Here is a 21,783-nt window from a genome sequence, read left to right as displayed (position 1 = left end):
CTAGGTATTGTGATAAGGTATCTACACCTGAATACATAGGGTGTAAGAAGCGAACGCAGGGAACTGAAACATCTAAGTACCTGCAGGAAAGGACATCAACCGAGACTCCGCAAGTAGTGGCGAGCGAACGCGGACCAGGCCAGTGGCAATTGTGATTAAAGTGGAACGCTCTGGAAAGTGCGGCCGTAGTGGGTGACAGCCCCGTACGCGTAGATATCATGATTGTCCTAGAGTAGGGCGGGACACGAGAAATCCTGTCTGAACATGGGGAGACCACTCTCCAAGCCTAAGTACTCGTGCATGACCGATAGCGAACAAGTACCGTGAGGGAAAGGTGAAAAGCACCCCGACAAGGGGAGTGAAATAGAACCTGAAACCGGATGCCTACAAACAGTCGGAGCCTGAAAGGGTGACGGCGTACCTTTTGTATAATGGGTCAACGACTTAGTGTAACAAGCAAGCTTAAGCCGGTAGGTGTAGGCGCAGCGAAAGCGAGTCTGAATAGGGCGATATAGTTTGTTGCATTAGACCCGAAACCGAGTGATCTAGCCATGAGCAGGTTGAAGGTTGGGTAACACCAACTGGAGGACCGAACCCGCATCTGTTGCAATAGATTGGGATGACTTGTGGCTAGGGGTGAAAGGCCAATCAAACTCGGAAATAGCTGGTTCTCCGCGAAATCTATTTAGGTAGAGCGTCGAGCGAATACCCCCGGGGGTAGAGCACTGGATGGGCTATGGGGACTCACCGTCTTACTGATCCTAACCAAACTCCGAATACCGGGGAGTACTACTCGGCAGACACACGGCGGGTGCTAACGTCCGTCGTGAAAAGGGCAACAACCCTAACCTCCAGCTAAGGTCCCCAAGTCATGGCTAAGTGGGAAAGGATGTGAGGATCCCAAAACAACCAGGATGTTGGCTTAGAAGCAGCCATCATTTAAAGAAAGCGTAACAGCTCACTGGTCTAAATAAGGGTCTTTGCGCCGAAAATGTAACGGGGCTGAAGCCATGCACCGAAGCTGAGGATGTGTAGCAATACACGTGGTAGCGGAGCGTTCCGTAAGCTGATGAAGGGAGACCTGTGAGGGCTCCTGGAGGTATCGGAAGTGCGAATGTTGACATGAGTAACGATAAAGAGGGTGAGAGACCCTCTCGCCGAAAGACCAAGGGTTCCTGCTTAAAGTTAATCTGAGCAGGGTTAGCCGGCCCCTAAGGCGAGGCAGAAATGCGTAGTCGATGGGAACCACGTTAATATTCGTGGGCCTGGTGGTAGTGACGGATTGCACAAGTTGTTCATTCTAATTGGATTGGATGGGCAGCGGAGCGGTTCCAGGAAATAGCTCCACCGTATAGACCGTACCCGAAACCGACACAGGTGGTCAGGTAGAGTATACCAAGGCGCTTGAGAGAACTATGTTGAAGGAACTCGGCAAATTGCACGCGTAACTTCGGAAGAAGCGTGACCCCATTTTACGCAAGTATGATGGGGTGGCACAGACCAGGGGGTAGCGACTGTTTATCAAAAACACAGGGCTCTGCGAAGTCGCAAGACGACGTATAGGGTCTGACGCCTGCCCGGTGCTGGAAGGTTAAGAGGAGAGGTGCAAGCTTTGAATCGAAGCCCCAGTAAACGGCGGCCGTAACTATAACGGTCCTAAGGTAGCGAAATTCCTTGTCGGGTAAGTTCCGACCTGCACGAATGGCGTAACGACTTCCCCGCTGTCTCCAACATAGACTCAGTGAAATTGAATTCCCCGTGAAGATGCGGGGTTCCTGCGGTCAGACGGAAAGACCCCGTGCACCTTTACTATAGCTTTACACTGGCATTCGTGTCGGCATGTGTAGGATAGGTGGTAGGCTTTGAAGCGGGGACGCCAGTTTCCGTGGAGCCATCCTTGAAATACCACCCTTATCGTCATGGATGTCTAACCGCGGCCCGTCATCCGGGTCCGGGACAGTGTATGGTGGGTAGTTTGACTGGGGCGGTCGCCTCCGAAAGAGTAACGGAGGCGCGCGATGGTGGGCTCAGACCGGTCGGAAATCGGTCGTCGAGTGCAATGGCATAAGCCCGCCTGACTGCGAGACTGACAAGTCGAGCAGAGACGAAAGTCGGTCATAGTGATCCGGTGGTCCCGCGTGGAAGGGCCATCGCTCAACGGATAAAAGGTACGCCGGGGATAACAGGCTGATGACCCCCAAGAGTCCATATCGACGGGGTTGTTTGGCACCTCGATGTCGGCTCATCGCATCCTGGGGCTGGAGCAGGTCCCAAGGGTTTGGCTGTTCGCCAATTAAAGCGGTACGTGAGCTGGGTTCAGAACGTCGTGAGACAGTTCGGTCCCTATCTGCCGTGGGTGTAGGAATATTGACAGGATCTGTCCCTAGTACGAGAGGACCGGGATGGACATATCTCTGGTGGACCTGTTGTCCTGCCAAGGGCATAGCAGGGTAGCTACATATGGACGGGATAACCGCTGAAGGCATCTAAGCGGGAAACCCACCTGAAAACGAGTATTCCCTATCAGAGCCGTGGAAGACGACCACGTTGATAGGCCGGGTGTGGAAGTGCGGCAACGCATGAAGCTTACCGGTACTAATAGCTCGATCGGCTTGATCGTTCTCATTGACTATGCTCATCGAACAAAGTTCGATGTGCCAGACCTTTTGTCCTGACGCGCCAATGGCGCTGCGGACGGCCCGCCAAACGATTGGCGACGGCCGCTGGCCTGTATGGGTGCCACAAGCACCCGCAGCCGGAAAAGATCCAAAGACGTGTTCAAAACCAGCGAAAGAGAACCAAATAGCGCTATTCGCTATTCGCTACTCCCTATTCGCTCAAAACAAACCCAGCTTCTCAAAACATATAGTTGCGCTTTGCCGACCTGGTGGTTATGGCGGGGTGGCTGCACCCGTTCCCTTTCCGAACACGGCCGTGAAACGCCCCTGCGCCCATGGTACTTCGTCTTAAGACGCGGGAGAGTAGGTCGCTGCCAGGTCTGCAAAACGCAACTATGTAAAACAATCTTCTCATCACAAAAACGGCCCAAAGCCGAGACAAAAGGGCCGCTCACAAGCGGCCTTTTGTGTTAGAATACATAAGCAAATCCCACGGATTTGCGCTGGCGCGGGGTGGAGCAGCCCGGTAGCTCGTCAGGCTCATAACCTGAAGGCCGCAGGTTCAAATCCTGCCCCCGCAACCAAATACGACAAAGTCCGCCCCGTGCGGGCTTTGTCGTATCTGGTAACGGATCGAGGAGTTAACGCCTCTTCAGGGGCCCGCAAGAAGGCGTAGCCGACGCAGCGGGACAGAAAACTACAAATCCTGCCCCCGCAACCAAATCTTCCCATAAAAACAATACGCAAAAAGCCCGCCTCGTGCGGGCTTTTTGCGTTCCAGAAAAGAGCAATATCGCTGGCGCGAAGACTTCATCTTCGCTGGCGACGGTAGCTCCTCGTCCTGCGGACCATAACCTGAAGGGTGAGCGGTCGATCGGGCCCGCCCGATAAAACAGTCCAGTGGACTGTTTTAAGACCCGAACGGGGCAAAGCCTGAAACCGAAACCAAATCCCTCTTAAAGATCAGCATCTACCTTCTTATCGCTGGCGGAAAAAAGCTTCGCTAGTTCGAAAAGCGGTATTAGCCAAGCGCCGCGCTTCCCAGGTCGGTGGGGAGCTGGGGTTGGGAGGCTTACTCGAACCAAATGTTCCATAAATAAGGGTTGCACATCAGCGGCTTATCCTGGTTAAGGCGTCGCCGGTTCACGCCCCTTCAAGAGCATTAAACGGGCAGGCCTCGGCTGAGTCATACCGATTTGCAACGATTGATTCGAGTCTTTCTCGCAACACCTGAGCGGGAACTGTCATCTTGGACGGATTTGGCTGGATTAGAGCGATTCAGCTGCGGTATCCGTAAGACTGCGAAGCGATTTGCGCGAGCGGGACAGCTAGAGACAGCACGTCCGCATCTCCTAAAGCAGGACCTTGATGAACGCGGATATGATAGCCGCCTGGGCGGTGGAAAATGGATTCCATGCGATGGATTCCGGGAATTATCGTCGCCATGACAATGCAGGCGTGATCACGATCGAGATAAAGAGGATGTCATTCCTCCTCATCGATGAGAGGCAAGGATTGCAACCGCGCCTCATATCGCGGTTGTTCAAAGACATATCCCTCACAAGCGGGAGCGGCCGCTTGCAGGGTCTTCTTCTTGACCGCAATCCCAATCATTGAGCGCTCACGCTTCCCCAGCCCAGCCAATTCAGGTGGCCGATCATGGCTGACGGCGGTGAGCACCGTCGCAGACATTCAACACTTTCAATATTTCTTCTTGCGAACGATCTTGTTGCCGCGGGGTCCGCTCACGACCGGTGTTCGGTCGCTGTTTTCGGCAAGCAGGCTCCGCCAGCGTTCGAGGCGATCGACGCCCAGGGCACCGCTTGCGACAGCTGCCTGGACCGCGCACCCAGGTTCATGGGCATGGGTGCAATCGCGAAAGCGGCACAGCGGCGCCAGTTCAGTTATTTCAGCAAAGAGGGTGTCTATACCGTCGGCAACATCACTCACGTAAAGCGTTCTTATTCCCGGCGTATCGATGACCCAGCCGCCGCCTGAAATTGCATGCAGGGATCGCGCCGTGGTGGTGTGTCGGCCCTGCGCGTCATATTCGCGGATGGTGCCTGTCTTTTGCTTTGTGTCAGATTCAAGCCCGGTCATGGTGTTCACCAGCGTTGATTTTCCGACACCAGAAGATCCCACCAGCGCAACCGTCTGGCCAACGCCGCACCAGGGCCTTAACAGGGAAACGGCGTCCGCGGAGCGCCCATTCAAGGCAATGACAGGCAGATCGCGTTGCAAGGTCTCGGCTTGCGCCTGGAACATGCTGGCATCTTCCGCGGTGTCAGCCTTCGTCAGCACAATCACCGGATTGCTCCCGGCCTGGTTGGCCATGATCAGGTAACGTTCCAGCCGAGCAAGATTAAAATCGGCATTGCACGAGGTCACGATCAACAGGGTGTCGATGTTGGCGGCAACAAGTTGCTGGCCACGCCCGCCTTCCGGGCGTCGTTGAAAGACGCTTTTTCGGTCGAGACGTCTGATGAGCATGTCAGTCAGTGCATCGGCCAGAACCCAGTCGCCGACCGCGTAGTCACCAGTACTGGTATTGGATGGAAATTCCAGTCCGACCGGCCCGGTGACATCGATTGCCTCGATGCGTGCCCGGTGAACCGAAGCGACGCGTCGGGGGATCAAGTCCGCTTCGCTGGGCTGGACCTGATCCGCGAAGAATTCAGACCACCCAAGCAGTTCCAGCGGTGAAGAAAGTTGGGAGCTGGTCAAATCTTGTTCCATTTTCAGTACGGCTGCCACAAAGGGTTTTTGAATGATCTTCCGTGGCTTTCGCCTAGCTGCGTGGATGATCCCGTTTTGGCAACGAGGTTGCGTAAGCAGCAGCTTCGCCGGGGTAGGGGAAATCGTCCCCGAGCTGACGGTCGCCATCGTAGACTTTGAAGGCAGGCCCTTCAACTTCAACGATCTTATAGCCATTCACGTATTCGATTTTCGGTGTTTTCCAGCCCATCAAAAGCTCTCCAGTCCGGTCCGAGGTTCTCTCTGAAGATGATGCCAAGACCTCATACTCGGCGACCTATGACCTATCAGGTGCTTCACGATTAGCCAACGCCGGTTCGATCCCGCTCAAGGCTGTCGTTCATCTGCAAATTCGACAAAGAGCCACCGCCAGGCTGGTTTACACGTGATCAATGGCGCACGATGGCGATCTCCCCCGACCAGAACGCGGGACAATCTCGCAAGGCTTAGGGAAAACACCATGCATGCCGCTACGACGTGCTCGTGTGGCCCTTGCGCTGAACCAATCGAGCGGCCGGAAACCGGCAGAGCAATCCGTCACCCGTTGACGCTGCGAGCAGTCGCAGCGCTACCGCCGCCGGCGGCCCGGCGCGTGGCAAGCGCCTTTGCCGAAAAGAACGCGTAAATGACCAGCGGAAGGCAGACGAGATAGGATATACGGATGCCAGCATGTTCGGCAATGAGACCGAGGAGCGGCGGCGCCAGGAAGAAAACGACGAAGCTCATCTGGCCGAGGGCGGCGACGTTGAGATGCGCCGCGCGATCTGTGCGCTGGGCCGCCGCCGAGACGGCCAGAGGATAGACCGCGCTGCAGCCGGCGCCCATCAAGGCAAAGCCCGCCAGCGCGACATAGGGATGCGGCGCCCCCGACACGGCGCAGATGCCGATAGCCGAAAGAACAAGCAAGATCGTGGCGACGGCCCGCGCGCCAAACCGATCGACCAGCGGATCGACGAACAGGCGCGCCAGCGCCATACAGAGGGTAAAGAGCGTCAATCCCAGTCCGCCAATGAAGGGCTCGACCGAAAACACATCGCGCATATAGATCGCCGACCAGTCGATCCCGGCACCCTCGACGAGAAAGGCGGCGATGCCGATCACGCAGAGCGGCATTAGGCCCCAGGTGGGCAGCGCTACCAGCGGTGCCTTACCTTCATGCAACGCGATCCGCGCCGGCGCACTCCGCATGCCGGAAATCGCCCAGATGCCGATGACAAGAACCGCGACAAAGGTCACGGCGAGATGGAGTTCCATCGAAATGCCGGCTTGGCGGACGACTGAGGAGACAAGCGCCGTGACGAAGAAGCCGAGACTCCAGAAACCATGCGCCCTGTTCATCACGCCGCGCCCTAGCTGCGCTTCGATGCGGTCGATCTCAACATTGAGATTGATCTCCAGCGCCCCGGCGAGCAGCCCTTCGATGAAGAGCACACAGAACACGACCGGCGCCGCACCGATCCACGGCACCAGCGATAGCAGCGCAGCCGTGCCGAGAACAGTAATGAACGCCGTCGTCCGCGCGCCGAGCCGGGCGATCAAGGGCGAAGATAAAGTCAACGAAATCAGGGCGCCGATCGCAGCCCCTATCAGCGTTAACCCAAGCTCGGACTTATTGACGCCAAGCGCAACCTGCAAATCCGGCATCCTCGACAGCAGCGCCCCCAGCGACACAGCGAAGAGAAAGAAGCAGACATAGATCCGCTGCTGCGGCGCGATTTTCATGATGCAACTCCGGGGATTGACGCGTCGAAGCAAAACACGCGCGCATGGACCGGTGATGTCTATCTCACAGGGCCTAAGATCGAAACTTGTTTTTGAGGGAATGCTTCGGAGAAGGTGATCTTGGGGACCGGCGCGATTTGCCTAGCCGCGGTGACGTGCGCGTGCCGTTTGATCAAGCTTGCAAACTGCGCCGCCGCGATTCTGAACGCGAGCTTCCCTTCGCCGGCAGATACAGTTCCGTCACTTGAGATTACAGATCGCTTTCTGCATCAACAAGGTTGAACTCTGCGCCGCCGAGCCGCCAGCCCCAGAGAATCCACCAATGTCCCCGTCGTCATTCCCATGGTGGTTTGCCGCGAACGCCAGGATCGCCTGCTTACCGCTCTTGAACCTTGCCTTCCCGTTCAACGCAACCTATATTCTGTTCAACACAGGAGAATCTCATGGGTACCCAACCACGAACTGCTGCGGAACGCGAAGCGAAAGTCGCGTTGGCCCGCAATAAGCTCGTACTCGAGCAAGCGAAGGCGGTCGGTCTCCTTGGCACGGCGAAGAATACCCGCTTGTCGGGGCGAGTGCCGTCGGAGTTGATCGAGGCAGCCAAGAAGCGTGCCCATGTTACCTCCGACACCGAGCTGCTGGAATTGGCGCTTTCTCGGCTGGCTCTCGAAGACGACTTTGGCGCGCGTCTGGTGGGCCGCAAGGGCCGCATCCCGACGGACATCGATGTTGGGATTTGATCTCTCTGAAACCCTCCGATCACTAAAGCCCCAGAAGCACGTCGGGACGCTTGAGCGCAGGCCCGACGAAGACCTTCCTTGGGTTGCTGACCAACCGGCAATCGGAGGGCCTCTGTTCCTGGATACCAGCGTCTATCTGGATGTGCTTCAAGGGCGCTCGCCGATGGAGGTCGATAGGCTGATTACGTATCGCCTATGCCACCATTCGGCGGTCTGCCTGTCTGAGCTGACCCATGCCTTCGGCCGACTGGACCCCAAGCACGCCTCTACAAAGGCGGTGCTCGAAACGGTCGCGGCGACGATCGAAGACATTCCGGAACACCGACTTCACGCCCCAGAGGCAGCCATCTGGGGACATGCCGGCGTGTTGGCGGGTCTGCTCTTTCGCTTGAGCAACCTGCCAAAGGGGGAGGGACATGAGCGCCGCTTCGTCAATGACGCCATGGTTTTCTTGCAGGCACGGCAGCTGGGTGCGAGCGTGCTGACTGGCAATGTTCGCGACTTTGATTTCCTCTCACAGATCATACCGACCGGTCGGGTCATCCTCTATCGAGCCCCAGTGGAGGCGCGATCATCATGAACGCCGAACTCTCACCCTCGGTCGCCGGAGCGGACGATCAATCATCGCTCGCTTCAAGCTTGCCAGTTCCAGAGGGACATTCAATTCGCTTGGGGGCCGGGATCCTGCCAACGAGCGCCGTAAAGCTGCCACGCCACCGAAACAGCTCCCCGGATATCGGCCGGATTTGAGCTGGCCGCAGGCGATATCCTGATCATATTGGCCTATTTGCCTCCCACAAGACACACTTCGCCCGTCGATCCGATCAATTTCGGAAGACGAATGATGTTGTAGGCGGCAAGGGCGAAAGTGAAGACCGCCTTCACCTTGTCCAGTCCGCGCACCTTGAGCTGTGAGAGACCGCCGGTCGTCTTGACCCAGCCAAAGACTTCCTCGATCCGCTTGCGGCAACGCAGGCTGATCGCATAGCCGGCGCTTTGCGCCACCTGCGGCGGCACCGCCGTCTTGCGCACCTTGCCCGTCTTGATCACCGTCCCGTTGATCGCCACATGCGGCACGATCTTGCGCGCCTTCAACTCTTCGACAAAGGCTTCCACGTCGTAGGCCTTGTCGGCACCCAACGTCACCCCTTCGCCGAGACCCTCGCTCAGTTTGGTGGCCGCCTCCCGCTCGGCCGTGCCGGTGGCATGCGTCACCGTACCGTCGACCACAAGTCCATTGCGGTTCTCCATCAGCGCATGCCCCAGACAGGCCAGCCGGCTCTCCTGGCCCTTGCTCTTACGATAGAGCCGGGCATCCGGGTCGGTGGTCGAGGCGTGCGTCTCGTTCGAGCGCTTCTCCTTGCGGAAGTCACGCTCGCCATTGCGCCCGCCCTCCGGTGGCTCGCCATGGTCGTCACCTGAGCCATCCTTGGCGCGAAAGCTCTTCATCGAGGCGAATGCCTTCAGCATCGCTCCCAAAAACCCGAGGGTTTTGCAGCAGCCTGCTAGATCTGCTGCCCGCGCGAATTTGCGACAGTTTGCGACAAATTCCCCATGCAGCGGCACAGTTGTGCGACAGCGATGAGCTATTCCTGGCGAGTAACCGCCGCGTCCAGACATTGGTTTGAAAGTCCAGGAGGAGAGCATAAATGGCAGAGCAAAGTCCCGCAGATTCTCAAGGCGTTGGTGTGACGCGTCGAGCCGTCCTTGGCACCGGTGCCGGCGTTGCAGTCGCTACGATGCTTCCACTGCAATCCGCTGCCGCCCAGGAAATTTCCGTTTCGAATGAAACGGGCACAACTCTCTTCGTTTCGACGACGGTGAATGGACGGGCCGTCGCTCTTGATATTGACTCACGCGCATCGCTTCTTGACCTGCTGCGCGAGCGCGTGGGCTTCTCGGGAACAAAAAAAGGCTGCGATCATGGCCAGTGCGGTGCATGCACGGTGCACCTCGACGGCCGAACCGTAGTGTCCTGTCTGACGCTTGCGGCGAAGGTGGACGGACGTCAGGTGATGACCATCGAAGGGCTGGCCGACGGAGATACACTTCATCCGATGCAGACCGCCTTCATCGATCACGATGCATTGCAGTGCGGATACTGCACGCCGGGCCAGATCATGTCCGCCGTCGCATGCGTTCGACACGGCCATGCAACGGACAAAGCCTCGATCCGCGAATTCATGAGTGGAAACATCTGTCGTTGCGGTGCGTATGCCGGAATCGTCGCTGCCATCGAAGATGTGGCAGCCAATTCGAAGGAGGGCTGAAGATGCGAGCTATCGATTACACCCGGGCGGACAGCCTCGAAGCAGCCGTCGAAGCCTTTGCTGCGGTCGGCCTAGACGCGCGCTACATCGCCGGCGGCACAACGCTCTATGATCTGATGAAGCTCGGCGTGGAGCGGCCAGCGCATCTTATCGACGTTACCGGCATCATGGGCCTCGACACGATCGACACCGACGGCGACGTACTGCGGTTCGGTGCCTTGGCGCTGATGAGCGACGTTGCTTACACGCCGGCAGTGCAGGAAGGATATCCCATCCTGTCTGAGAGCTTGCTGAAAGCAGCCTCGCAGCAGCTGCGCAATATGGCCACAGTTGGCGGCAACCTGCTTCAGCGAACCCGCTGTCCCTATTTCCGCAACGGCGCCGGGTCACTGTCTACAGTCGGCGTGTACCCCTGCAACAAGCGTGTCCCCGGTTCCGGTTGCGCGGCAATCGGCGGATTGGACCGAGGCCATGCGATCCTTGGCGTGAGTGACGCGTGTATCGCGGTCTCACCAGGAGACTGGCCAGTGGCATTGACGGCGATGGGCGCATCGGTCGAAATTCATGGACCCGCAGGAACGCGCACTGTTCCGATTTCGGACTTCTACAGGCTGCCCGGCGATACGCCACATCTGGAATTCAATATAGCCCCAGCCGAATTGATCACGGCCATTACCGTCCCGAAAGCGCCAAGCCGTTCCTCGACTTATCACAAGATCCGCGATCGGGAGAGTTTTGCGTTCGCGGTGGCATCCGCCGCAGTCGTGGTTGAAATGGAAGGAGCCAATGTCCGAACGGCGCGCATTGCACTTGGCGGGGTCGCAACGATTCCATGGCGAGCGCAGAGTGCCGAAGAGACGCTGCGCGGCAAGCAATTGACGCCCGAGTTCGCACTTGAAGCCGGCCGGGCCGCATTCAAGGATGCGCGTCCGGGCCAGCACAACGCCTTCAAGTCCGATCTGGGGGCCCGGGTTGTTGCCGATGCCTTGATGATTGCCGCGGAAAGGAGCGCGTGATGCCGTCACAAACCTTCTCAGAAATCGCCCGCGTCGACGCCAGGGATAAGGTACAGGGCCGCACGACGTACGCAGCCGATATCAGGCTGCCCGGCATGCTGCATGCGATGCTGGCCCCTGCCACCATTGCGAAAGGCAAAGTCACAAAAGTTGACGTCACCGCCGCGACCAAAATCCCCGGTGTCGTTCATGTCCTGTCCATCGGCGATTTTCCCTCACTTCGTCCACAAATATCGTTTCGTGGGCAGCCAATCGCATTGGTTGTCGCTGAGACGATCGAGGCCGCGATCGAGGGTGCTGAAGCCGTGTCTGCTGGCTACGAAGCGGCGCCATTCCTACCCTTGATGACCAGCCCCGGTGCTCAACGCGTTCCAGCAGAAGGGTTCAGTACAGGCGACGTCGACAAAGCGTTTCAAAATGCAGCCGTTATCGTTGAGGGCACTTTCGAGACGCCAACCCAGCACCACAATGCCATGGAATTGTTCGGGACGGTCGCGGAATGGTCTAACGGGCGACTGACGGTCCATGAGGGTTGTCAAAATATTGAAGCGGCGAAGGGCGCACTCGTTAAGGCCTTAGGCCTTGCTCCGGACCAGGTTGCGGTCAAATCCGAACATGTCGGAGGTGGGTTCGGGCAGAAATCTCCTCCCAAGCTTCAATCCGCGTTGGTTGCCCAGGCTGCCAGGCTCACAGGGCGGCCGGTTAAGCTGGTCACACCGCGTGGGCAGTTGTTCCATATCGCCAACTACCGGCCGCGCAGTATTCACAATATCCGTCTCGCCGCCGACACGCAGGGCCGCCTGGACGCCATCCTCTATGATGTGGTGCAAGAAAATATCCCTGACGGCGGATTCCGCTCAAGCGGTTACCATGAGGATATCGCACGTCTTTATGCCATCGAAAATTTTCGAGCGACGGCCGGCGATATCCATATCGACCGCCAGATGCCACGACACACCCGCGGGACGCATCCGTTCCCTGCCGGGTTTGCGCTGGAGAGCCTGATCGACGAGATGGCTTACAAGCTCGGCAAAGATCCGGTTCAACTTCGTCTCGAGCATGAAGCAAAGAACGACATCATCGCTGGGCAGTCGCTGTCGCCGCATTTCCTGAATGACTGCCTGCGGGAAGGTGCAAGGCGCTTCGGCTGGAGCCGGCGAACACCTGAACCGGGATCGATGCGACTGGACGACGGCACGATGGTCGGATACGGCGTCGCATGCGGGATTTTCGGGGCGTCGGGGTCAGCTGCCGAGACGACACTGCGGGTACGTGCGGACGGCACGACACGTGTGATTTCGTCCGGGCATGAAATGGGCCAGGGTATCCGGACTGCGGTCGCAAACACGATCATCCAGGGACTCGACATCAACCCCGATCGTCTGGAGATTTTGCTTGGGGATACGACTGTCGGTCCGCAGATGATGACCGTTGGCGAGCGTGGCACGGCCAGCATCATCCCTGTCACGGCGAAGGCCGTCACCGCATTGCGCGCCCGCTTTGATGAGCTTGCGGGACCGAACCCGCCGGCGGGCAATTTGCATGAGCAACTGGCGCGCCTGAAACGTCCCCAGATCGAAGTGGTGGTTTCGGAGCTCGCGCCCGGGCAGGATGCCTCCGCTCTTGAAGCCTTTCGAACCGGGGGTCGTGCAGGTGCGGGCCCTGAATACCCGGGTTTCACATCAATGAGTTACATCGCTCAGTTCGTCGAAATTCATATCGAACCCAGAACGGGCCGCATCCGTATGCCGCGGGTGGTCAGCATTGCCGATGTCGGCCGGGTCGTCAGTCCGGTGACCGCTCGTGGACAGATGTATGGCGGCGTTGTCTGGGGGTTCAGCACGGCGCTTCGCGAGGAGACAGACGTCGATCCGCGTTTTGCCGGCTACCTCAATGCTGATCTCGCCGACTACATGATGGCGGTTAATGCCGACATCGGTGACGTCGACGTTGGCTTCATCGACAAACCGGACACGATGGTCAACTCGGTCGGCGTCAAGGGAATGGGCGAGCTCGTCATGCTTGGCACCGCTCCTGCGATAGCCAATGCGATTTATCACGCGACGGGCAAGCGCGTCAGAAAGCTGCCGATCCGCATCGAAGATGTCCTTTGAAGAAAGTCGGCGGCCAAGCGCTGCGTCATGCGGGTCCAAATGACTAGTTTGTATTGGTCGACGGATCGCCTCTGTCGTTGTGGCGCTCCCATGTAGAAACTTGTCCCATGGCGGCATGCGCCGGCGGATCCGTCTAATGATCGAAGCAGGCACCCGCATGCTACGGGCATTGGTCATGATCTGCGCACGGCGCCGACGCGGCTGAAACTGCGCGTGGAGCGGATGGGGGAAAGCGGTCAGAAGGACGCCTGCTCTCCGATATCGATCGGATTGAGAGCCTGCTCGTCGAGAACCTGAATTATCCTCGAAACGACTATGCGACAGAGACAGTCGAGCTCGTCGACGTCGCGGGCATCTTGCAAACGGCCTGCAGCGAATTCGCCGTATCGGTCACGTCGTCCGATACACCGAGCCAAACAGGCTTCCTGCCAGATGCCGGCCACTTTCCATTGCACGCGCGGTCACCAATTTTACGACAACGCTGTTGAGTTCACAGCCCTGGTCCCATAGTGATCCGGGCAAGCGAAAGGGAGGCGTTCGATCCCGAGGCGGCCATTTGAGATCCTTTTAGGACATGTGAGAAAATGGGTTTGGCCGAACCGCTGTGAAACTTTGATACACTTTTTTCGATGCGAACCGCGCTCTCTTCTGTAAAAATAGCTCAAGAGGTTATGCAGATGCAGAATTCATCGCATGTCGTGGTTGTCGACGATCACAGCGATATCCGGGATCTGGTTCGACAGTATCTCGAGCAGCAAGGCTACAAGGTGAGCGTGGCAGAAAGCGGCGCGGCCCTTCGACGCCTGCTCGAGCGCGAGCGCCAGGTGGTGGACCTGATCATCCTCGATGTCATGATGCCGGGCGAGGACGGGTTGAGCGTGTGCCGTCAGGTGCGTGCCGCGACTGACATCCCGATTATTTTCCTGACCGCATTGGTCGAAGATACCGATCGTATCATCGGACTGGAACTTGGCGCTGACGACTACGTCGTGAAACCATTCAACCCCCGCGAACTCCTGGCTCGCATCAGAGCGGTGCTTCGGCGTGCGAGCAATCCGCTGACACAGCAGCGCATGACACAGCAGCAACGGGCCGTCCGCATCGGCCAGTGGCGCGTCAACATGGGACGTCAGGAAATTTCCGGTAGCGACGGCGTTGGAATACCCTTGAGCACTGCCGAATTCCGTCTGCTGAAAGTCTTCATCGAAAGGCCCGGCCTGATCCTGAGCCGCGAACAGCTGCTTGATCTGACCGTCGGCAGGACGGCCGACATCTTCGATCGCAGCATCGACAATCAGGTGAGCCGGCTGCGCAAGAAAATCGAAGAGAATCCTAAAAATCCGTCGATCATCAAGACGCATTGGGGCGGCGGCTACAGCTTGGCTGCCGAGGTGGCGTTCGAATGAACCGTCTCTGGAACAGAAGCCTGGCGACGCAACTTATTGCGTTTACGCTTGCGGCTTTGATCATTTCCCAGGCGCTGACGTTTCTGATTTCCTGGAAGGAGCATTCCAAAGCGCTCGACGCTGCAGCCAAGAGCGAATTTCTCAGTCGAGCGCGCACGCTGACCCGACTGGTGGAAACCGTACCGCCCGAATATCAAAAGCAGGCTCTGCTTGCGAGCGAGACGAGGGACTCGCGCTTTTGGGTGACCGATCGTGAAGCCGAAGACCCCGCCGCCTGGCGCCTGACGGCTGCTGCCGAGTTTTCCCGACCTCTGGAAAACTTCGTGGACCTCGTCAGGATCTTTCAAGACGGTTCAGCCAAGACGCAGATCCCTGATCCGAAGAGAGTCGCAGCGTCAAACGCCGGTGAGGGGTGGCGCGTCCCGATGCAGAGCCTCTGGGCTCTCCCGCAGCCGATCAAATATGTCTATTTCGACGGCTCGCGGGGCTATGGCCTTGTCATCAAGGTCGATGACAGAACCTGGCTGAACGCCGCATTCTATATGCGACAGACCGGAGGCTGGTGGACCTCCACGTCGCTCGCCTCACTCAGCCTGACGGCACTCATCCTGGCTTTGCTCGGCGTGTTTTTCGCCAGTCGCATATCAAGGCCGTTGCGACATCTTGCGACCTCGGCCGAAGCCTTGGGGCGGGGAGAAAACCTGCCGCCGCTTTCGGAAGAAGGACCGGAAGAGGTCCGGCGCACCGCCGAAGCCTTCAACAAGATGCAAGGTCGGCTGCACCGTTTCCTTGAAGACAGAACGAAGATGCTGGCCGCGATCGGTCACGATCTGCGAACGCCCCTGACGACCTTGAGACTGAGGACAGAATTCGTGCAGGATCAGGAGATCCAGCGAAAAATGCTGTCGACGATCGATGAACTTCAGGGCATGACCGAGGCCGCGATTTCTTTTGCGCGTGGCGAATCGACGGAAGAGGAACGCGCGACATCGATCTGGAAGCGCTGGTTGGAAGCATCTGTGATGACCAGTCCGATCTTGGCAAGCCTGTCAGTTTTGTCGAAGGCGTGAAAATGACCTATCGCTGCCGGCCAGATGGTCTCAGACGCGCGGTGCGAAATCTCGTTGAAAACGCCGTGCGCTATGGCGGAGAGGCACAGGTCTTCATCCGGCACACGGCTGCGACCATCGACATCGTCGTCGAAGACCGCGGTCCAGGCATTCCCGACCTTATGAAGGAAAAGGTGTTCACGCCGTTTTTCCGGCTCGAGGCTTCGCGCAACCGCGACACCGGCGGGATTGGACTTGGACTGTCGATTGCGCGTGCTGCAGCAAGGCAGCATGGCGGTGACATTTCCTTCCTAACAGGAGACGGCGGTATGCAGGCCGTTCTTTCTCTGCCACGCGATGGCCGTGTGGAAACGCTGGCTGTCCCCAAGGGGCGCGACTGGAAATCCCTGCGCGGGTCGATTGGGCTCCGTGCCCCGAACCTTGCTGAGAAGCCGACAAAGCCGCGGACGCAACATTAAATTCCGGTGCCGTTGCGCCCCCAGCGCCTTATCCTCGGCATCCGGCAGCCACCATCCACGCTCATGCATATCGATCGAAAGTGCACCTTTGACAGCTATTTTCGTAGCGGTCCCGCGTTCTCTCGGCTCATGCTGCGACACTTGATTACATTTTGACTCGTCTGCGGCAAAGCTCTGCGACAAGGCCGAATTACCTTCCCCTCATCAAGCACAAGGCGCGAACAACACGCGTCTTTCAATCGTCCCGTCGACGATCGTCGGGTGGCTGCCCTGCGCTTCAAGCGCATCGGTTCAGACCACGGTCCGATCGCCCGATGCGGAAACAACATGGAAAGGAAAGGTCATGGCAGACCACGGCTACCGGCTCGAACAACACAGCATTTCGGCGATCGCCAAAGGAGTGTTGGCCGACATCATTCTATTTGCGTCGATCATCTCATTGACGGCCTTCATGAGCCTGACGGGCAACTGATGGTGGTTGATACACTTGGTTACAGTTTTAGTCGCGTTCGGCACACCCGTGCGACAGAGCCGGCTTAAGTTCCCGCCGATCGCGCGATTCTGGTGAGGCGCAAAAGGGCGCCCCGCCTCGCGGGACGACCGTTTACAGCCGCGCAAAGGTGCCTGATGATGCGAGCCAAATGCTTTCCGCCCGTCATTGCAGCCATGATTTTTAGCCTCTCAGCCTTGCTTTCAAGTTGCAACGCTGACGTGGCGGCACAGGGGCGGCCAGCTCGTTCGAAACCTGAAGTCAGCGCGCAGACCTTGCACCGGCAGCCGGTGCCCCTGACGACAGAATTGGCGGGTCGTACCGGTGCGCAGATGGTTTCGGAGGTCCGCCCGCGCGTGTCCGGCATCATTCTCAGGCAAAGTTTCGATGAGGGCGGCTTGGTAAAAGCCGGAGACGTCCTTTACGAACTTGACCCCATGCCGTTTGAGGCCTCCTACCGCAATGCCGAGGCTGCTGTGCAGCGAGCCGAAAGTGCCCTTCCGAGCGCCCGAGCGCGCTCGCAGCGCTATGAGAGCCTGAGTGCGAGCAGTGTCGTCAGCCGCCAGGATTTCGATGAGGCACGAACACAGATGCTGCAGGCCGAGGCGGACGTCGCCGCTGCCAGGGCAGCTCTTGAAACCGCCCGCATCGAACTCGAATATGCCAAGGTCCGCGCCCCGATCAGCGGGCGTGTGGACGCTTCAAATGTCACCGAGGGTGCGCTGGTTACCGAAGATCAGGCGTCGCCAATGACGACGATCCGCCAGACGGACATCATCAATGTCGACCTTGTGCGCTCGAGCGCCAGCCTTCTCGCGCTCAACAAGGCGCTCGCGTCGCAGGATATCAAGCCACAGGAAGGCTCGGTGACCGTCGAACTCCGGCTCGAGGACGGCAGCAAATACCGCCATCCCGGAAAGTTGCAGTTCCGCAACGGCGCCGTATCGCAAACGACCGGCATGGTTCTGATGCGCGCCGTCTTCCCCAATCCGGAAGGCGCGCTCCTGCCCGGGATGTATGTGCGGGCACTCGTTGAAGACGGCTATGTCGAAGATGGCGTGCTCATTCCGCAGCGCGCGGTCTCGCGCAATAGCCGCGGAGAGGCCACGGCGCGTTTCATCAGCGCCGACGGGAAGATCGAGGAACGTGTTCTGGCCGTCGAGCGCGGCATCGGCAACAATTGGTTGGTGACCGCTGGCGTCGGGGAGGGTGATCGTGTCGTCGTCGAGGGCCTCCAGAGGGCGGCGATCGGCGAAGAGGTCCAAGTCACCGCAGTGACCGTCGATAACGAGACGGGGGAGTTCGTTGCCGTCGCCGAGGCGGGTCGGCCATCTGCAGGAAAACCCGCAGAGGTTTCCGCGCGGTTGCCTGACGCCGTAACGCGGTGAGGCGGCGCCATGTCGCGTTTCTTCATCAGCCGCCCGATCTTCGCATGGGTGCTTGCAATCGCCGTCATGATGACAGGCGCGATCGCAATCACGACCTTGTCCATATCGCAGTATCCGCAGATTGCTCCCACATCGGTTCGCATCACCGCCAATTATCCGGGCGCCGACGCGAAGACCGTCGAGGACTCGGTGACTAAGGTGATCGAGCAGGGCATGACGGGCATCGAAAATCTGGACTATGTGTCCTCGAACTCATCCTCCACCGGCGAGGCGTCGATCACATTGACCTTTACGAGCGCCGCCGACCCCGATGTCGCACAGATGCAGGTCCAGAACAATCTCCAGCTCGTCCAGGCACGTTTGCCGAGCGCGGTCCAGGACACGGGGCTGACGGTATCGAAGTCGACGTCCAGTTTCTTCCTGATCGCCTCCTTCCTGTCTGAGGACGACAGTCTGTCCGGAACGGATATCGCCGACTTTGTCGACAGCTCCCTCATGGACTCGTTGCGGCGCGTGCCAGGCATTGGCGAGGTGCAACTGCTTGGCTCCTCCCGCTATGCCATGCGCATCTGGCTTGACCCCGACCGGCTCGCCCAGCATGGGCTTATGGTCACTGATGTGACGCAAGCGATCAGAGCGCAAAACACGCAGGTGTCCGCCGGTCAATTCGGGGCTCTGCCGCAGCGGCGGGGCCAACAGCTCAATGCCACCGTGACTGCGGGAAGCCGTCTCCAGAGCAAGGAGCAGTTCGAGGCAATCATCCTCGCGCGCGCTTCCGATGGCTCGGTCGTGACATTGAATGACGTTGCTGAGGTCGAACTTGGCTCCGAGAGTTATACCACGAGCGGAACCTATAGCGGTCATCCCTCCGCAGGCGTCGGCTTCCGCCTGGCGGCCGGCGCAAATGCGCTTGAAGCTGCAGAGGCGGTGCGCGCCGAGATCGAAAGCTACAGAGGTAGCTTCCCTCCAGGCGTAGAGGTTAAATATCCCCTCGACACGTCTCCTTTCGTGCGCCTGTCGATCGAGAGCGTCGTGGTGACATTGATCGAGGCTGTCATCCTCGTCTTCATCGTCATGTTCGTTTTCCTGCAGAACCTGCGCGCGACAATCATCCCGACGCTTGCGGTACCTGTGGTGCTGTTGGGGACCTTTGCTATCATGGCTGTGTTCGGATACTCGATCAACACACTCACCATGTTCGGCATCGTTCTTGCGATCGGCCTTCTCGTTGATGACGCGATCGTCGTCGTCGAGAATGTCGAGCGGGTCATGGAAGAAGAGGGGCTCGGGCCGCGCGAGGCGACCTTGAAGTCCATGGGTGAAATCAGCGGCGCCCTGATCGGTATCACGACCGTGCTGTCGGCGGTTTTCATCCCCATGGCCTTCTTCTCTGGTTCTGTTGGAATCATCTACCGGCAGTTCTCGATCACTATCGTCTCGGCAATGGTGCTTTCCGTGCTGGTGGCCCTGGTTTTCACGCCGGCGCTCTGCGCCACGATCCTCAGACCGCCCGGATCCGGATCCGAAAAGGCCGCGCCGTTTCGCTGGTTCAATGCCGGCTTCCAGAGGTTCACCGCACTTTACCAGCGCGCCACGCTTTCGATCATCCGCCGGATCGGCGTGGCGCTCGTCCTGTTTGCGGCGCTATCGGGCGCGACCGTCCTGCTTTTCGCGAGGTTGCCGACCGCTTTTCTGCCAGAGGAGGACCAAGGCAGACTGATGACCTCTATCCAGCTTCCGCCGGGAGCGACGGCTGACCGGACGCGGCGGGTGCTGGACCAGGTGCTCGAATACTACCTGACCAGCGAGGCAAGCTACGTCGACGGCGTATTCGGCGCTACCGGCTTCAGCTTCGGTGGCCAAGGTCAAAATGTTGCGACAGTGTTCGTCGCTTTGAAGGATTTCGATCAGCGCTCGGCACCCGAAGCCTCTGCGCAGGCGATTGCCGGACGTGCGATGGCAGCCTTCGGCGCAATTCGCGATGCGCGTGTCATTGCCTTGTCGCCACCCGCCCTGCCGGGCTTCGGAAACAATAGCGGCTTCGATTTCTTCCTGCGTGACACCGGTGGCGCCGGGCATGAGGCGCTGATGGCGGCTCGTAACCAATTTCTGAGGACAGCTGCGGCGAATGAGAGGTTGTCGGGCACCAGGCCGAACGGCCAGGAGGATACACCGCAATACTCCGTTTCGATCGACCGCGGGTGGGCGAGCGCGCTCGGCATTACGCTTTCCGATATCGATGCGACGCTGTCGACGGCTTGGGGAGGCAGCTATGTGAACGACTTCGTCGACCGCGGGCGGGTCAAACGTGTCTATGTTCAGTCAGATGCGTCTTTTCGCATGCAGCCTGCCGATTTCGACCGCTGGCATGTCCGCAACGATCGCGGGGAGATGGTGCCGATTTCGGTCTTCTCGACAGGACGGTGGGATTACGGCTCGCCACGGCTTGAGCGATACAATGGCGTGTCAGCGGTACAGCTTCAGGGCGCGGCTGCCGTAGGAATAAGCTCAGGTCAGGCAATGGCGGAGATCGACCGTATGGTGGGAGAGCTGCCTGCGGGTTTTTCGCACCAATGGACGAGCCTTTCGGCTCAGGAACGGCTTTCCGGCAATCAGGCCGCATACCTCTACGCCATTTCCGTCGTGGTCGTCTTCCTGGCGCTTGCGGCGCTCTACGAGAGCTGGACGGTGCCATTCTCCGTCATGCTTGCCATTCCCGTCGGGGTCTTCGGGGCTCTGGTTGCGGCAAACACTTTCGGACAGGCCAATGACGTCTATTTCAAGGTCGGGCTTTTGACGACGATCGGTCTTGCGGCGAAGAACGCCATCCTGATCGTGGAATTTGCCATTACCGAGGAAGCCGGCGGGAAGGGATTGGTGGAGGCGACGCTTGAGGCCGCGCGCCAGCGGTTGCGGCCGATCCTGATGACATCCTTCGCTTTCATCCTTGGCGTCCTCCCGCTCGCCATCGCCGACGGCGCGGGTTCCGGTTCCCAAAACTCGATCGGTATAGGTGTCATGGGCGGCATGATATCGGCGACGGTCCTCGGCATATTCTTCATCCCCATGCTCTTCATCGTGACCCGGCGATTGTTCAGCCGCGGACCGCATCCCAAGCCTTACGCGGATGCGGGAGTAAGCGCTCCCGCCGAATAGGAGAGCATATCGACCGTCGGCGAGCGGCGCCCGCGAAGCCGCACTCTTCGACTTTCTTGAATACGCTTCGCCAGATAAGGGTCACGAACATGCAGATGGCATTTCTCCACGGCGCGGCACCGCAGCTGCTCAGCGTTTTGCGCATCATCGCCGCGACATCATTCTTCACGCATGGAATGATGAAATTGTTCGGTTGGCCGGCGCCGTTCGAATATCCGCTGAATGCGCTGCTTCTGGCGGCCGGCTTTCTTGAAGTCATCGGTGGTGTGCTTCTGGTGATTGGTCTGTTTTCTCGCCAGGTCGCTTTCCTGCTCTCCGGCCAGATGGCCTTTGCTTATTTTATTGGACACGGCTCACAAGGCTTCATTCCCGCCCTCAACGGAGGGGAGACCGCAATGTTGTTCTGCTTCCTCTTCCTCTACATCGCCGCCGCCGGCCCGGGACCATGGAGCCTCGACGAGGTGGCTTCGAAGGCGCCTCCCGTGCAGCAGGCAGGTCCGTCTAACTGACTTTTGCGGGCGAGGTGGCGCTTGATTTATGTCATCGACGGTCCGCTAAGGTTCTCCACGGGCGAGCGCGCC

General features: G+C 58.8%; 16 protein-coding genes, 1 tRNA gene, 2 rRNA genes and 1 pseudogene (1 of these 20 cut by a window edge). 16 read left to right on the top strand and 4 right to left on the bottom strand.

The annotated features are described in order from the left end of the window. The 4 genes from BA011_RS15585 to BA011_RS45100 all read left to right on the top strand — a co-directional run. Positions 1–2,620 (top strand): 23S ribosomal RNA (locus BA011_RS15585); it begins 321 nt to the left of the window's first position. A gap of 263 nt (positions 2,621–2,883) precedes the next feature. After that, positions 2,884–2,998, top strand: a 5S ribosomal RNA gene (rrf, locus tag BA011_RS15580). Between the two features lie 127 nt (positions 2,999–3,125). Continuing rightward, positions 3,126–3,202, top strand: a tRNA-Met gene (locus BA011_RS15575). A gap of 784 nt (positions 3,203–3,986) precedes the next feature. After that, positions 3,987–4,235 carry a hypothetical protein gene (locus BA011_RS45100; protein WP_065281122.1) on the top strand — a complete coding sequence of 83 codons (249 nt, stop codon included), beginning with the start codon at positions 3,987–3,989 and terminating at the stop codon, positions 4,233–4,235. Between the two features lie 84 nt (positions 4,236–4,319). On the opposite strand, the gene rsgA is transcribed toward BA011_RS45100, so the two are convergent. From rsgA to BA011_RS15560, 3 genes are all read right to left on the bottom strand, one after another. After that, on the bottom strand, positions 4,320–5,354 hold the full coding sequence (gene rsgA / locus BA011_RS15565) for a ribosome small subunit-dependent GTPase A (RefSeq protein ID WP_420493430.1): 1,035 nt from the start codon (positions 5,352–5,354) through the stop codon (positions 4,320–4,322). Between the two features lie 52 nt (positions 5,355–5,406). After that, positions 5,407–5,583, bottom strand: coding sequence for a hypothetical protein (locus BA011_RS44325; RefSeq protein ID WP_003549623.1), 177 nt, complete (start codon positions 5,581–5,583; stop codon positions 5,407–5,409). Between the two features lie 326 nt (positions 5,584–5,909). Further along, complete coding sequence (locus BA011_RS15560) at positions 5,910–7,094, bottom strand: MFS transporter (protein ID WP_065281120.1); 1,185 nt, start codon at positions 7,092–7,094, stop codon at positions 5,910–5,912. A gap of 443 nt (positions 7,095–7,537) precedes the next feature. Between BA011_RS15560 and BA011_RS15555 the strand changes: the two genes are divergently transcribed. Beyond that, positions 7,538–7,834 carry a hypothetical protein gene (locus BA011_RS15555; RefSeq protein WP_027663749.1) on the top strand — a complete coding sequence of 99 codons (297 nt, stop codon included), beginning with the start codon at positions 7,538–7,540 and terminating at the stop codon, positions 7,832–7,834. Next, positions 7,824–8,414 (top strand): type II toxin-antitoxin system VapC family toxin, encoded by a 591-nt coding sequence (locus tag BA011_RS15550; protein WP_065282561.1) that lies wholly within the window; start codon positions 7,824–7,826, stop codon positions 8,412–8,414. The genes BA011_RS15555 and BA011_RS15550 overlap by 11 nt, the downstream gene beginning before the upstream one ends. 203 nt (positions 8,415–8,617) lie before the next feature. Here BA011_RS15550 and BA011_RS15545 read toward each other — a convergent pair. Beyond that, positions 8,618–9,310 (bottom strand): annotated as a pseudogene (locus BA011_RS15545) (transposase); the annotation flags it as partial. A 173-nt stretch (positions 9,311–9,483) separates the two neighbouring features. Here BA011_RS15545 and BA011_RS15540 point away from each other — a divergent pair. The 10 genes from BA011_RS15540 to BA011_RS15505 all read left to right on the top strand — a co-directional run bounded on the left by BA011_RS15540 (position 9,484) and on the right by BA011_RS15505 (position 21,711). Further along, positions 9,484–10,104 carry a (2Fe-2S)-binding protein gene (locus BA011_RS15540; RefSeq protein ID WP_065281119.1) on the top strand — a complete coding sequence of 207 codons (621 nt, stop codon included), beginning with the start codon at positions 9,484–9,486 and terminating at the stop codon, positions 10,102–10,104. A 2-nt stretch (positions 10,105–10,106) separates the two neighbouring features. Next, positions 10,107–11,120 (top strand): FAD binding domain-containing protein, encoded by a 1,014-nt coding sequence (locus BA011_RS15535; protein ID WP_065281118.1) that lies wholly within the window; start codon positions 10,107–10,109, stop codon positions 11,118–11,120. After that, positions 11,120–13,234, top strand: coding sequence for a xanthine dehydrogenase family protein molybdopterin-binding subunit (locus tag BA011_RS15530; RefSeq protein ID WP_065281117.1), 2,115 nt, complete (start codon positions 11,120–11,122; stop codon positions 13,232–13,234). Before BA011_RS15535 ends, BA011_RS15530 begins: the two co-directional genes overlap by 1 nt. Before the next feature lie 677 nt (positions 13,235–13,911). Then, entirely contained in the window at positions 13,912–14,640 is a 729-nt protein-coding gene (locus BA011_RS15525; protein WP_026158848.1) for a response regulator, read from the top strand. Further along, positions 14,637–15,710: a HAMP domain-containing protein gene (locus tag BA011_RS15520; protein ID WP_237352485.1), complete on the top strand. Its 1,074-nt coding sequence runs from the start codon at positions 14,637–14,639 to the stop codon at positions 15,708–15,710. The genes BA011_RS15525 and BA011_RS15520 overlap by 4 nt, the downstream gene beginning before the upstream one ends. Before the next feature lie 2 nt (positions 15,711–15,712). After that, positions 15,713–16,168, top strand: coding sequence for an ATP-binding protein (locus BA011_RS45095; protein WP_237352484.1), 456 nt, complete (start codon positions 15,713–15,715; stop codon positions 16,166–16,168). A 343-nt stretch (positions 16,169–16,511) separates the two neighbouring features. After that, positions 16,512–16,640, top strand: a complete 129-nt coding sequence (locus tag BA011_RS46125; RefSeq protein WP_257785301.1) for a hypothetical protein — start codon at positions 16,512–16,514, stop codon at positions 16,638–16,640. Positions 16,641–16,795: 155 nt separating this feature from the next. After that, on the top strand, positions 16,796–18,046 hold the full coding sequence (locus BA011_RS15515; RefSeq protein WP_151343483.1) for an efflux RND transporter periplasmic adaptor subunit: 1,251 nt from the start codon (positions 16,796–16,798) through the stop codon (positions 18,044–18,046). A 9-nt stretch (positions 18,047–18,055) separates the two neighbouring features. Then, the gene (locus tag BA011_RS15510; protein WP_065281116.1) at positions 18,056–21,202 is read left to right on the top strand and encodes an efflux RND transporter permease subunit; all 3,147 of its coding nucleotides are present in this window, start codon (positions 18,056–18,058) and stop codon (positions 21,200–21,202) included. An 89-nt stretch (positions 21,203–21,291) separates the two neighbouring features. Then, positions 21,292–21,711: a DoxX family protein gene (locus BA011_RS15505; protein WP_186806559.1), complete on the top strand. Its 420-nt coding sequence runs from the start codon at positions 21,292–21,294 to the stop codon at positions 21,709–21,711. The last annotated feature ends 72 nt before the right edge of the window (positions 21,712–21,783 follow it).

Source organism: Rhizobium leguminosarum (assembly GCF_001679785.1).
Taxonomy (GTDB): Bacteria; Pseudomonadota; Alphaproteobacteria; order Rhizobiales; family Rhizobiaceae; genus Rhizobium; species Rhizobium leguminosarum_R.
This window is presented reverse-complemented; position numbering and strand designations above follow the sequence as displayed.